This is a genomic window from Stenotrophomonas sp. (genome assembly GCF_059505245.1).
In genome coordinates this window covers 195547-208457 of the sequence record NZ_JCACKF010000050.1, presented here as the reverse complement: position 1 = coordinate 208457, position 12911 = coordinate 195547, and the positions used below count along the sequence as shown (strand labels likewise).

13 protein-coding genes are annotated in these 12911 nt (G+C 65.7%); 12 read left to right on the top strand and 1 reads right to left on the bottom strand.

All coding sequences use genetic code 11. From position 1 onward, the window contains the following. Positions 1–6 precede the first annotated feature (6 nt). The 8 genes from rplO (at position 7) to AC5JLE_RS20145 (ending at position 5952) form a co-directional block, all read left to right on the top strand. A complete protein-coding gene (gene rplO / locus AC5JLE_RS20180) occupies positions 7–450 on the top strand; it encodes a 50S ribosomal protein L15 (protein ID WP_004154498.1) in 444 nt (147 codons plus the stop codon). Positions 451–457: 7 nt separating this feature from the next. Then, a complete protein-coding gene (gene secY, locus AC5JLE_RS20175) occupies positions 458–1825 on the top strand; it encodes a preprotein translocase subunit SecY (RefSeq protein ID WP_005415420.1) in 1368 nt (455 codons plus the stop codon). 347 nt (positions 1826–2172) lie between these two features. Next, the gene (gene rpsM, locus AC5JLE_RS20170) at positions 2173–2529 is read left to right on the top strand and encodes a 30S ribosomal protein S13 (RefSeq protein WP_004154500.1); all 357 of its coding nucleotides are present in this window, start codon (positions 2173–2175) and stop codon (positions 2527–2529) included. 11 nt (positions 2530–2540) lie between these two features. Continuing rightward, on the top strand, positions 2541–2930 hold the full coding sequence (gene rpsK / locus AC5JLE_RS20165) for a 30S ribosomal protein S11 (protein ID WP_004145443.1): 390 nt from the start codon (positions 2541–2543) through the stop codon (positions 2928–2930). 15 nt (positions 2931–2945) lie between these two features. Next, positions 2946–3575 carry a 30S ribosomal protein S4 gene (gene rpsD / locus AC5JLE_RS20160; RefSeq protein WP_004145446.1) on the top strand — a complete coding sequence of 210 codons (630 nt, stop codon included), beginning with the start codon at positions 2946–2948 and terminating at the stop codon, positions 3573–3575. A gap of 55 nt (positions 3576–3630) precedes the next feature. Beyond that, positions 3631–4629: a DNA-directed RNA polymerase subunit alpha gene (locus AC5JLE_RS20155; RefSeq protein ID WP_005408216.1), complete on the top strand. Its 999-nt coding sequence runs from the start codon at positions 3631–3633 to the stop codon at positions 4627–4629. A gap of 190 nt (positions 4630–4819) precedes the next feature. After that, entirely contained in the window at positions 4820–5203 is a 384-nt protein-coding gene (rplQ, locus tag AC5JLE_RS20150; RefSeq protein WP_005408217.1) for a 50S ribosomal protein L17, read from the top strand. 242 nt (positions 5204–5445) lie between these two features. Beyond that, on the top strand, positions 5446–5952 hold the full coding sequence (locus AC5JLE_RS20145) for a disulfide bond formation protein B (RefSeq protein WP_005415421.1): 507 nt from the start codon (positions 5446–5448) through the stop codon (positions 5950–5952). Between the two features lie 104 nt (positions 5953–6056). Here AC5JLE_RS20145 and AC5JLE_RS20140 read toward each other — a convergent pair whose 3' ends face one another. Then, positions 6057–8180 (bottom strand): TonB-dependent receptor, encoded by a 2124-nt coding sequence (locus AC5JLE_RS20140; RefSeq protein WP_088375327.1) that lies wholly within the window; start codon positions 8178–8180, stop codon positions 6057–6059. 216 nt (positions 8181–8396) lie between these two features. Here AC5JLE_RS20140 and AC5JLE_RS20135 point away from each other — a divergent pair, with 216 nt between their 5' ends. The 4 genes from AC5JLE_RS20135 (at position 8397) to ptsP (ending at position 12711) form a co-directional block, all read left to right on the top strand. After that, positions 8397–9788, top strand: a complete 1392-nt coding sequence (locus AC5JLE_RS20135) for a class II 3-deoxy-7-phosphoheptulonate synthase (protein WP_046429066.1) — start codon at positions 8397–8399, stop codon at positions 9786–9788. 496 nt (positions 9789–10284) lie between these two features. Next, entirely contained in the window at positions 10285–10677 is a 393-nt protein-coding gene (locus tag AC5JLE_RS20130; protein WP_032958481.1) for a PTS sugar transporter subunit IIA, read from the top strand. After that, on the top strand, positions 10670–10939 hold the full coding sequence (locus tag AC5JLE_RS20125) for an HPr family phosphocarrier protein (protein WP_005408385.1): 270 nt from the start codon (positions 10670–10672) through the stop codon (positions 10937–10939). Before AC5JLE_RS20130 ends, AC5JLE_RS20125 begins: the two co-directional genes overlap by 8 nt. A gap of 2 nt (positions 10940–10941) precedes the next feature. Further along, positions 10942–12711: a phosphoenolpyruvate--protein phosphotransferase gene (gene ptsP / locus AC5JLE_RS20120; protein WP_032958484.1), complete on the top strand. Its 1770-nt coding sequence runs from the start codon at positions 10942–10944 to the stop codon at positions 12709–12711. The last annotated feature ends 200 nt before the right edge of the window (positions 12712–12911 follow it).

Below are 12911 nucleotides of genomic sequence, written 5' to 3'. Positions count from 1 at the left end.
TCGACCATGACTCTGCGTCTCAATGAACTGAGCCCGGCACCGGGCGCCCGCACCGAGCGCACCCGCGTCGGCCGCGGTATCGGCTCGGGCCTGGGCAAGACTGCCGGCCGCGGCCACAAGGGTTCGTTCGCCCGTAAGGGTGGCGGCAAGATCAAGGCTGGCTTCGAAGGCGGCCAGACCCCCATGCAGCGCCGTCTGCCGAAGATCGGCTTCCGTTCGCCGATCGCCAAGGACACCGCTGAAGTGCTGCTGTACGCGCTGGACAAGCTGCCGGCCGGTGAGATCGATTTCGCCGCCCTGCGTGCTGCCAAGCTGGTCCCGAGCACCGCAAAGAAGGCCAAGGTCGTCGTCAAGGGCGAAGTGACCAAGGCGTTCACCCTGAAGGGTATTGCTGCCACGGCGGGTGCCAAGGCTGCAATCGAAGCTGCCGGCGGCAGCGTAACGGAGTAAGAAAATCATGGCGCAAGCTGGCATCGGTAACCTCGCGGGCGGAATGGGCAAGTTCACTGAACTTCGCCAACGTTTGCTGTTCGTCGTCGGGGCTTTGATCGTCTATCGCATCGGCTGCTACGTGCCGGTGCCGGGCGTCAATCCCGATGCCATGCTTGCCATGATGCAACAGCAGGGCGGCGGCATCGTGGACATGTTCAACATGTTCTCGGGCGGCGCCCTGCACCGTTTCAGCATCTTCGCGCTGAACGTGATGCCGTACATCTCGGCATCGATCGTGATGCAGCTGGCCGTGCACATCTTCCCCGCCCTGAAGGCGATGCAGAAGGAAGGTGAGTCCGGCCGCCGCAAGATCACCCAGTATTCGCGCATCGGCGCCGTGCTGCTGGCAGTGGTGCAGGGCGGCTCGATCGCGCTGGCCCTGCAGGGCCAGGTCTCGCCGTCGGGCGCTCCGGTCGTGTATGCGCCGGGCATGGGCTTCGTGCTCACTGCCGTGGTCGCACTGACCGCCGGCACCATGTTCCTGATGTGGGTCGGTGAGCAGGTCACCGAGCGCGGCATCGGCAACGGCGTGTCGCTGATCATCTTCGCCGGTATCGTGGCGGGCCTGCCGGGTGCGGTCATCCACACCTTCGACGCCTACCGCGACGGCAACATCCAGTTCATCCAGCTGCTGCTGATCGCCATCGTCGTGCTCGCCTTCACCTTCTTCGTGGTGTTCGTCGAGCGTGGCCAGCGCCGGATCACGGTCAATTACGCGCGCCGCCAGGGTGGTCGCAACGCGTACATGAACCAGACCTCGTTCCTGCCGCTGAAGCTCAACATGGCCGGCGTCATCCCGGCGATCTTCGCCTCGAGCCTGCTGGCCTTCCCGGCCACCCTGGCCATGTGGTCCGGCCAGGCCGCCAACCAGAGCAGCTTCGGCCAGGTCCTGCAGAAGGTCGCCAACGCCCTGGGCCCGGGCGAGCCGCTGCACATGATCGTGTTCGCTGCGCTGATCACCGGTTTCGCGTTCTTCTATACCGCGCTGGTGTTCAACTCGCAGGAAACCGCCGACAACCTGAAGAAGTCCGGTGCGCTGATTCCGGGCATCCGTCCGGGCAAGGCGACCGCCGACTACATCGACGGCGTGCTGACCCGCCTGACCGCGGCCGGCTCGGCGTACCTGGTGATCGTCTGCCTGCTGCCGGAACTGATGCGCACGCAGCTGAACGCCTCGTTCTACTTCGGTGGTACTTCGCTGCTGATCGTGGTGGTGGTGGTGATGGACTTCATCGCCCAGGTGCAGGCGCACCTGATGTCCCACCAGTACGAGAGCCTGCTGAAGAAGGCCAACCTGAAGGGTGGCAACCGCGGCGGTTTTGCCCGCGGCTGATAGGCCTGTTATACTTTCGTCTTCCTGACGTGATGGTCCCTCCGCTTCGCGGACTCCGGCCACACAAACGAAGGGCGGCCCCCGCAGCGGTTCCGGGTGGGGGTGTGATGAGGTGGTCCCGCGCTGGAGTAGCGCGGGCGGCCCCGGGGGAAACCCCAGGTCCAACCCCATCCGGCGCCGGAGCCTGGGCACACTCCCCAGGCCGGGTTCATGAAACCAATGGTTTCACGGGCTTCCATGTAAACCGGAACCTTGTTAGTATCGCTAGTTCACTTTTTTGATCCATCCTGCCGGATTGGCGTGCCCGAGGCGCGCTGTCGGCCATCACTCAGCTGGAGAACCGCGTCATGGCGCGTATTGCAGGCGTCAACCTGCCAGCCCAGAAGCATGTCTGGGTCGGGTTGCAAAGCATTTACGGCATCGGCCGTACCCGTTCGAAGAAGGTCTGCGAAGTCGCAGGCGTTGCTTCGACCACCAAGATCCGCGATCTGTCGGAGCCGGAAATCGAGCGCCTGCGCGCCGAAGTCGGCAAGTACATCGTGGAAGGCGATCTGCGCCGTGAAATCGGTATCGCGATCAAGCGCCTGATGGACCTGGGCTGCTACCGCGGCCTGCGTCACCGTCGTGGCCTCCCGCTGCGTGGCCAGCGCACCCGTACCAACGCCCGCACCCGCAAGGGTCCGCGCAAGGCGATCAAGAAGTAAGGGACTGAGAAATGGCTAAGCCCGCTGCTAAGACCAAGAAGAAGATCAAGCGCGTCGTCACCGACGGCGTTGCCCACGTCCACGCTTCGTTCAACAACACCATCGTCACCATCACCGACCGCCAGGGCAATGCTCTGTCGTGGGCGACCTCCGGTGGCGCTGGCTTCCGCGGTTCGCGCAAGTCGACCCCGTTCGCTGCCCAGGTGGCTGCTGAAAAGGCCGGTCGTGCTGCGCTGGACTACGGCGTGAAGTCGCTGGAAGTCCGCATCAAGGGCCCGGGTCCGGGCCGTGAGTCGGCCGTGCGTTCGTTGAACAACGTCGGCTACAAGATCACCAACATCATCGACGTGACGCCTATCCCGCACAACGGGTGCCGTCCGCCGAAGAAGCGTCGCGTCTAAAGGGAGCGATAAGAAATGGCTCGTTATATCGGTCCTACCTGTAAGCTCGCCCGCCGCGAAGGCGCCGACCTGTCCCTGAAGAGCCCGGCGCGTGCGCTGGACTCGAAGTGCAAGCTGGAGCAGAAGCCCGGCCAGCACGGCGCCACTGCCCGCAAGGGCAAGCTGTCCGACTACGCCACCCAGCTGCGTGAAAAGCAGAAGGTCAAGCGTATCTACGGCCTGCTGGAGCGTCAGTTCCGCAACTACTACAAGAAGGCCTCGACCAAGAAGGGCAACACCGGCGAGAACCTGCTGCAGCTGCTGGAAACCCGCCTGGACAACGTCGTCTACCGCATGGGCTTCGCCGTGACCCGTCCGGCTGCCCGTCAGCTGGTGTCGCACCGCGGCGTCACCGTGAATGGCAAGTCGGTCAACCTGGCTTCGTACCAGGTCAAGGCTGGCGACGCCATCGCCCTGTCTGAAAAGGCTGCCAAGCAGCTGCGCGTCCAGGAAGCCCTGACCGTCGCCGCCCAGCATGACCTGAGCCCGTCGTGGGTTGAAGTGGATTCCGGCAAGTTCACCGGCATCTTCAAGGCTGTTCCGGATCGTTCGGATCTGCCTGCGGACATCAACGAAGCGCTGATCGTCGAGCTGTATTCGAAGTAATTCACATTGGAGAGCCCCCGGCGACGGCCGGGGGTTCACTAGGAGAACCCGCAACATGACGGTTACCGCCAACCAGGTTCTGCGTCCTCGCGGTCCGCAGATCGAACGCCTTACCGACACCCGTGCAAAGGTCGTTATCGAACCTTTGGAGCGGGGTTACGGGCATACGCTGGGTAATGCCCTGCGTCGCGTGCTGCTGTCGTCCATCCCGGGCTTCGCCATCACGGAAGTCGAAATCGACGGCGTGTTGCATGAGTACACCACGGTCGAAGGTCTGCAGGAGGACGTGCTCGAAGTCCTGCTGAACCTGAAGGACGTGGCCATCCGTATGCACTCCGGCGACAGCGCCACCCTGTCCCTGTCCAAGCAGGGCCCGGGCGTTGTCACCGCTGCCGACATCAAGGTCGACCACAATGTGGAGATCCTGAACGGCGACCATGTGATCTGCCACCTGACCAAGGATACGGCGATCAACATGCGTCTGAAGATCGAACGTGGTTTCGGCTACCAGCCGGCTGCCGCGCGTCGTCGTCCGGACGAAGAAACCCGTGCCATCGGCCGCCTGGTCCTGGATGCCTCGTTCTCGCCGGTCCGCCGTGTCGCCTACGCCGTGGAAGCGGCGCGTGTCGAACAGCGTACCGACCTGGACAAGCTGGTCATCGATATCGAGACCAACGGCACCATCGATGCCGAGGAAGCCGTGCGCACCGCCGCCGACATCCTCAGCGACCAGCTGTCGGTGTTCGGTGACTTCACCCACCGCGACCGCGGTGCGGCCAAGCCGGCCAACAACGGCGTGGATCCGGTGCTGCTGCGCCCGATCGACGATCTGGAGCTGACCGTGCGTTCGGCCAACTGCCTGAAGGCTGAAAGCATCTACTACATCGGCGATCTGATCCAGAAGACCGAAGTGGAGCTGCTGAAGACCCCGAACCTGGGCAAGAAGTCGCTCACCGAGATCAAGGAAGTGCTGGCTCAGCGCGGCCTGTCCCTCGGCATGAAGCTGGAGAACTGGCCGCCGGCCGGCGTCGCCAGCCACGGCATGCTGGGCTGATATCGGTAATGCCTGGAGGCTCCACCGCTTGCGGTGGAGCCTTCAACGCAACACACCATGCCACGACGAACCGCAGGTTCGCGGGCAGGTCGTCCAGGACGGGCGGCCAGGACCAACCGCAGTCCGCGCAGTAACGCCAGGATGGCGACAACGATCCACACAGCCGCATCATTAACCAAGGAATATCACCATGCGTCACCAGAAGTCTGGCCGTAAGTTCAGCCGCACCAGCGCCCACCGCGAAGCGATGTTCAAGAACATGGCCGCCTCGCTGTTCAAGCACGAGCTGATCAAGACCACCCTGCCGAAGGCCAAGGAACTGCGCCGCGTTGCCGAGCCGCTGATCACCCTGGCCAAGGTCGACTCGGTCGCCAACCGCCGTCTGGCCTTCGCCCGCCTGCGCGACAACGAAGCCGTGGGCAACCTGTTCACCATCCTGGGCCCGCGCTACGCGAACCGTCCGGGCGGCTACCTGCGCCTGCTGAAGTGCGGTTTCCGCGCCGGCGACAACGCACCGATGGCCTACGTCGAGCTGGTTGACCGTCCGGTCGTGGCCGAGGAAGTGGCCGAGTAATCGGACCGCTCCAACGCGACACAGCGAAAGCCCGGCGCCTGCCGGGCTTTTGCGTTTCCAGGGGTCGGATCCCTTTCCGCAGGAAAGGGCTCTGACCCCAAGCAGGCAGCACCGCAGGTCAGATCCCTTTGCATTCGCAAAGGGATCCGACCCGCACCGTTCCGACAGGCGTCACCTGTGGCGGTTCGAATGGGGCGCGCTCTCGGTTACGCTTGGCGCCTTGATCCATTCGAGCGTTGACGATGAATCCACTGCGCTGGCCCTTCCGCGCCCAGTTCTTCCTGGGCTTCCTGATCTGCGCGGGCCTGCTCGGCTACGCGATCTTCCTGCAGCTGAAGATGGGCCTGGAGCCGTGCCCGCTGTGCATCTTCCAGCGCCTGGCTTTTGCCGCGCTGGGCCTGTTGTTCCTGATCGGCGCGCTGCACGGGCCGTCCAACCGTCCCGGCCGCGCCACCTACGGCGTGCTCGCCTTCATCGCGGCGGCCGTCGGCGTGGGCATCGCTGCGCGCCACGTCTACGTGCAGATGCTGCCGCCGGAGATGGGCGCGACCTGTGGCCCGCCGCTGAGCTTCCTGCGCGAGACCATGGGGCCGCTGGAAGTGTTCCGCACGGTGCTGACCGGTACCGGCAACTGCGGCAACATCGACTGGACGTTCCTGGGCCTGACCATGCCGATGTGGTCGGGCGTGTGGTTCGTGCTGCTGGCGCTGTGGGCACTGGTGGTGTCGCTGCGCAAGGTCAAGCGCTGAAGCAGGATGGGGTCGGATCCCTTTGCATCGCAAAGGGCTCTGACCCCATTCCCGGTGCGGGGTCAGAGCCCTTTCCTGCGGAAAGGGATCCGACCCCTGTCTCCTCAGAAGTCCTGCTGCAGGCTCAGGTAGGCGCCGCGGCGCGGTCCCCATTGCGGGGCGAACACGCCGACACCGCCGCCATCGCGCAGCTGGTAGCTGCGATCCAATGCGTTGATCACGGCCAGCTGCACGTGCAGCGGATGGCCGCTGTCGGCATTGAAATCATGCCCGGCGCTGAGGTTCACCTGCAGGTAGGACGGCAGCTCGCCGCCGTTGGGCACGCCCTCGATATCCGAACGCAGGCCGCTGCCGAACACGTAGTTGGCACCGACCCGGTTGTGCCCGGCGAAGGCGTAGCTGAAGCCCCCCGACGACGTCAGCTTCTGGTCGTGGTCCAGGTGGATCCAGTGGTCGGCCACATAGGCCAGCGCGTCCGGATCGAGGTTGTACTGGCTGGTGATGACCTGGGTGCCGATGGCCTTGTTGTACGCCGCGTTGAAGTAGGCGCTGAACGGACCGCTGCTGTAGTCGGCACTGAACTCCAGCCCACGGATATGGCCGCGGCGGTAGTTGAACGTCGAGTAGATGTAGGCGGCGCCGAACTGGCCTTCGTCCTGCAGGCGCGCGACGCGGCGGTCGTAGGCGTCCAGGCCCAGGGTCAGGTGTTCACCCAGCTGCTGCGAGACGCCGATGTCGTAGTAGTCGCTGCGTTCGGCCAGCGGAATGTTGTTGCCGCCGCCCGGCTGCTGGTTGGTGGTGCCGTCGTACAGGGCGATATCGCTGCTGGCGATCAGCTCACTGGCCGGTGGCGTGAAGTAACGCGAATAGCCGGCATGCACGGTGGTGCTGTCGCTGGCATTCCAGACCGCGCCCAGGCGGGGGCTGAGCTGGCCCTCGGTGCGGCCGAAGGCCTTGTAGCGATCACCACGCAGGCCGTAGTTCACTGTCCAGTCGTCGCCGATCTTCCACTCATCCTGCACGTACACCGCCAGCGTACTGGCGTGGAAGGCGCTGCGGTCTGGAATCAGCAGTGGCGTGGTGCTGGATTGCTGGCCGGCGCCATCGACCGGGAACACCCAGCTGTTGTTGCTGGCGCGCGCATTCTCGTAGTTGCCGTACAGGCCGTAGCGCAGCGTGTGGTCGTTGCCCAGCGGGGTGGAGAAGTCGGCCTGCAGCGTGTTGGCGCGGTTGCTGCGCTGGACCTGGGAGGCGACGCCACTGAATACCAGATCGCCGATGACATCCGGGTTGAACGCCACGTCGCTGTAGCGCTGCCCGGCGGACAGCTGGTAGGCGGTGCCGCCCAGCGTGCCCTGCAGCACCAGCATGCCGAAGCGGGTGGTCTCGCGCTGGGTTTCATCCAGCTGGCTGGAGTCGAAGGTGGTCGTGTCCAGGTAACCGAACTGCGGGGTCTGCCCGGGATTGACCGGGATCTGGAAGCGATTGTTGGCAAAGCCGGCGAACACGCTCAGGCGGGTGTTCTCGTTGACCAGGTAGGTCAGGTCGGCGAAGGCTTTGCCCTGGTGCGTGTCGTCGTGCAGCGGCTTGCGCGAGCGGGTCGGGTTCTCCAGGCCGACCTCGTTCTGGTCGTAGTTGCCGGTCAGGAACCAGCTCCAGCGCCCTTGATTGCCCCACCACGAGGCATTCGGATTGATCTTGCCGAACGAGCCTGCGGTCAGACCGGCGCTGCCGCCATTGCCGAGCTCGGCGCCGCTGCGGGTGGTGATGTCGACCACCGCAGCGGTGCGCTCGCCGAACTGCGCCGGCAGCGCCCCGTCCATCAGGCGGATGCTCTTGATGGTGCGGGCATCCAGGGTCTGGCCGAAGCCGGAGATCGATTCGGGCAGCAGTACGCCGTTGATGCGGTACTGCAGGTTCGCGTGGTCGCCGCGCACGTGCACGCCACCGTAGGAATCCTGGACCACGCCCGGAGCCTGCAGCAGCACCTGGCTGAGCGGCGCGGAGGCACCCAGCGGCTGCTTCTGGATGTCCTCGGCGGTGATCTGGTACTGGCTGCTGCCGATGTCCGGCGACAGCGCATTGCGGGCCTGGTCGAGCTGGGCGCTGACAGTGACCGTGTCGAGGTCCTTCACGGGAGCGGCGGCATCGGCGGCCATAGCGAGGGTGGGCAGACTGGCCAGGGTCAGGGCGAAGGTAATGCCGGTAGCGAGCAGGGAGGGCTTCATGGCAGATAGGCTGTGGAAGGGGCCGACGGGGACGAAGTGTTACTTCGTAACAGTGCGTGGCGAATCATGCGCCTGTCCGGGCGGCCGTGGCCATGCGGTTTCTGGCCGATCGCGATGCCCTTTCCCCGGCGTTCAGTCATGTGCAGGGCGTGCCCAGCCCTTTGCGCCAGCGGCTGGCTCTGCGACCATGACCGCCCCCCTCCCCGGAAGTCTGCAATGAGCCTGTCCGCCGTTCCGCCCGTCCTCGATCCTGCCGCGACCGCCGCTGGCGCTGCCTGGTCGCCGGAGAGCTGGCGCGGCAAGACCGCGCTGCAGATGCCGACCTACCCTGACCCGGTGGCGCTGGACGCCGCCCTGCACGAACTGAAGCGGCTACCGCCGCTGGTCACCTCGTGGGAGATCCTGGCGCTGAAGCAGCAGTTGGCCGAGGCCCAGGAAGGCAAGCGTTTCCTGCTGCAGGGCGGCGACTGCGCCGAGAACTTCAGCGACTGCGAATCGGGCACGATTTCCAACCGGTTGAAAGTGCTGCTGCAGATGAGCCTGGTGCTGGTGCATGGCCTTCGCCAGCCGGTGATCCGCGTCGGGCGCTTTGCCGGCCAGTACGCCAAGCCGCGTTCGGCCGATACCGAGACCCGCGACGGCGTGACCCTGCCCAGCTACCGCGGCGATGTGATCAATGCGCCGGCGTTCACCGAGGCGGCGCGCCTGCCGGATCCGAAGCGGATGCTGCAGGCGCATGCGCATTCGGCGATGACCATGAACTTCGTGCGTGCGCTGATCGATGGCGGCTTCGCCGACCTGCATCATCCGGAGTACTGGAACCTGGAGTGGGTGCGGCATTCGCCGCTGGCCGCCGAGTACCAGAAGATGGTGGCGTCGATCGGTGATGCGGTGCACTTCATGGAAACCCTGGCCGGGGCCCGCGTGCACAACCTCAACCGCATCGACTTCTACACCTCGCATGAAGCGCTGCTGCTGCCCTACGAGCAGGCGCTGACCCGGCAGGTGCCGCGCCAGCAGGGCTGGTTGAACCTGAGCACGCATTACCCGTGGATCGGCATGCGCACCGCCGCGCTTGACGGCGCGCACGTGGAATACCTGCGTGGCGTGCGCAATCCGATTGCGATCAAGGTCGGCCCGTCGGTGACGCCGGACCAGCTGCTGCGCCTGATCGATGTGCTCAACCCGCATGACGAGCCAGGGCGACTGAGCTTCATCCACCGCATGGGGGCAGCGCAGATTGCCGAGAAGCTGCCGCCGCTGCTGGATGCGGTCAAGCGCGATGGCCGTCGCGTGCTGTGGGTGTGTGACGCGATGCATGGCAACACCGAAAGCACCGCCAATGGCTTCAAGACGCGCCGCTTCGACAACGTGCGTGGCGAAGTGGAGATGTCGTTCGATCTGCATGCGGCCGCAGGCACGCGACTGGGCGGTGTGCACCTGGAACTGACGGGCGAAGACGTGACCGAATGCACCGGTGGCGCGCGCGAACTGACCGAGCGCGACCTGGAACGCGCGTATCGTTCGACGGTGGACCCGCGTTTGAACTACGAGCAGTCGCTGGAGATCGCGATGGCGATCGTGCGCAAGCAGGAGCAGGTGCGGTAAGGGCGTTGCGGCAGGGCTTGCAGCCCTGCACCGGCTGACGCAACGGCAACGGCAACGGCAACGGCAACGGCCCAAGCAACGGCAACAGCATGCATTCCGTGGGATGGCGGGGCGATGTGGGCAGGCAGGACACGCCGTGAACCCCCCTCCGGGGTCCGGCCCAGCCGCTGGCGGCTGGGCGTTCGGGCGCTTGCGAAGCAGTGCTTCGCAAGCAAAGCGCCCTCACCCATGGGGGCTCGATGGCGCCAACGGTCCTGCCTACCCACACCGCCCCGCCTCTGACAGATTCCGTGCGCTGTTGGTAGGTGTCGACCTTGGTCGACACGATGGATCCACACCATGCGTGGATGAATCGCTGCCAGGCATCGAAAAACGCATGGGGTCGGATCCCTTTTCCAGGGGAAAAGGGCTCTGACCCCGATAACGCTGAATACGGGACACAGTGCCCCTCATCTGCTGCTATCGCCGATTCACCTTGACCTGTTAACGTGCAGTAATGACCTGTGGCATTCTCCTCGTAACACATCCCGGGGTCGGGACCGCCCTGCTTGACGTGGCGACCCGGCTCCTGCGGCAATTGCCGCTGAAAACCGAAGCTTTCGAAGTACCGTTCGACGCAGACATGGACGCCCTGCTCCCGCTCGCCTCGGCCGCCCTGCGGCGGGTCGACAGTGGTGAGGGCGTGCTGATCCTGACCGACCTGTACGGCGCCAGCCCCGCCAACCTTGCAGGGCAGCTGGCCCGGCTGGGAACCCCGGTTCGCCGGGTGTCGGCGCTGAGCCTGCCGATGTTGCTGCGGGTGATGAATTATCCGGAACAGGGACTGGATCAACTGCCCGCCACAGCCGCGGCGGGTACCCGTAATGGAGCGATAGTCGACGATGCTTGAACGAGAACTCACCGTCAGCAACCGCCTGGGCCTGCATGCCCGGGCCACCGCCAAGCTGGTGCAGACCCTGGCGCCGTTCCGCTGCAACGTGACCATGGCCGCCAAGGGCCGTGAGATCAACGCCAAGAGCATCATGGGCGTGATGCTGCTGGCCGCCGGCCAGGGCACTCCGGTCACCGTGCGCATCAACGGCGAAGATGAAGCCGCCGCGATGGAGGCGGTGGTGGGCCTGTTCGAACGCCGCTTCGACGAGGACAGCTGAGCGTGCCACGCGCACGCGCCGGCCAGCTCCCTTCCGGCCAACGGCCGGTACAGCTGTTGGCCGGCCATGGCGCGGCGCGCGGAACGGCGATGGGCCGGGCGCGCGTGCGGCTGCCGCATGCACTGGAAGTGGCCGAGCAACGCGTGGCCGCCCACCAGGTCGAGGCCGAACTGGCCCGCCTGCACCGTGCGCTGGATGCCGCGCGTACGGAAATGCACGAACTGCGTCAGCGCCTGCATGGCGCACTGAACCAGGAAGTGGGCGAGTTCCTCGACCTGCACGCGTTGCTGCTGGACGACCCCGAGCTGCTGTATGGCCTGGACGAACTGATCCGCAGCGGCCCGTACAGTGCCGGCTACGCGCTGCGCCTGCAGCGTGACCGCCTGGCCAAGGTCTTCGATGGCATGGACGATGCCTACCTGAAGAGCCGCATGGACGATCTCGACCATGTGATCGGCCGCATCCACGCCTTCCTGCAACCCGAACGCCCGCCGGTGATGAAGGGCCTGGCCGGCGAGATCCTGGTCTGCGACAACATCGCCCCATCCGAACTGGCGCAGCTGCAGGCGCAGGGCGTGGTCGGCATCGTCACCGCCGCCGGCAGCGCGCTGTCGCACAGCGCGATCCTGGCGCGCAGCCTGCACCTGCCCCTGATCGTCAATGTGCCGCAACTGCTCAGCCGCGTTGCCGACGGCGACGTGCTGATCATCGACGGTGCCGACGGCAGCATCACCGTCAACCCGCTGGCCGACAACCTGCGTGACTACCGCGCACGCCTGAAGGAACACGCGCGCGAGCAGCGCGAGCTTGGCCGCCTGCGCAGCAAGCCCAGCCGTACCCGCGATCAGGTCGACATTGCCCTGCTGGCCAATGCCGAATCGCTGGAGGACGTCACCCAGGCGCATGCGCTGGGCGCGCAGGGGCTGGGCCTGTACCGCACCGAATTCCTGTTCCTGCAGCGCAACGAGCTGCCGGACGAAGAAGAACAGTTCCAGACCTACCGTGATGCCGCACTGGGCATGAGCGGCCGGCCGGTGACCATCCGCACGCTCGACCTGGGTGCGGACAAGGCCGATCGTACCGGCCTGACCCTGAGCAACGAAGAGAACCCGGCACTGGGCCTGCGCGGCGTGCGCCTGTCGCTGGCACGGCCCAAGGTGGCCGACACCCAGCTGCGCGCGATCCTGCGCGCCTCGGCCTACGGCAAGCTGCGCGTGCTGGTGCCGATGGTCAGCACCCGCGAGGAACTGCTGGCGGTGCGCCGGCGCATGCTCAAGCTGAGCGAACAGCTGCGCAGCGAAGGCCATATGGTGTCCGAGCACGTGCCGCTGGGCGCGATGATCGAAGTCCCGGCGGCGGCATTGGCGCTGGAGAGCTTCATCGATCTGGTCGATTTCCTGTCGATCGGCACCAACGACCTGGTGCAGTACCTGCTGGCCGCCGACCGCAACAACGAGGCGCTGGGTGAGTTGTATTCACCGTTGCACCCGGCGGTGTTGCGGCTGTTGCAGATGGTGATCGAGACCGGCGCACGCCACCGCATTCCGGTGGCGGTCTGTGGCGAGATGGCCGGTGATGCGCGGATGACCCCGTTGCTGCTGGCGCTGGGCCTGAGCGAGTTCAGCCTGCATCCCGGTACGTTGCTGGAGGTGCGCCGTGCCATCCGCGAAGCCGATCTGGGTGCGCTGCGCGCCCGTGCCCCGAAGCTGCTGGCCGCGCGCGACCGCCGCGCCATCGAACGCTGGCTGGCGCTGGTGGCCGATACGCCCTGACACCACCCGCTCGCCGGGCATGCACGCCTGGGGTCAGATCCCTTTCCCGCGGGAAAAGGGATCTGGCCCCGTCTCGTTGAAGGCCAAGAGGTTGCCGGCCAGCGGCCGGCACTACCGCCACCCGGCGGCTATGCGTTGAAACATCCCCTTGCGATAATGACGCGCTGAACACCCCTGTTGCCGCATCCTTGCCGGGATCG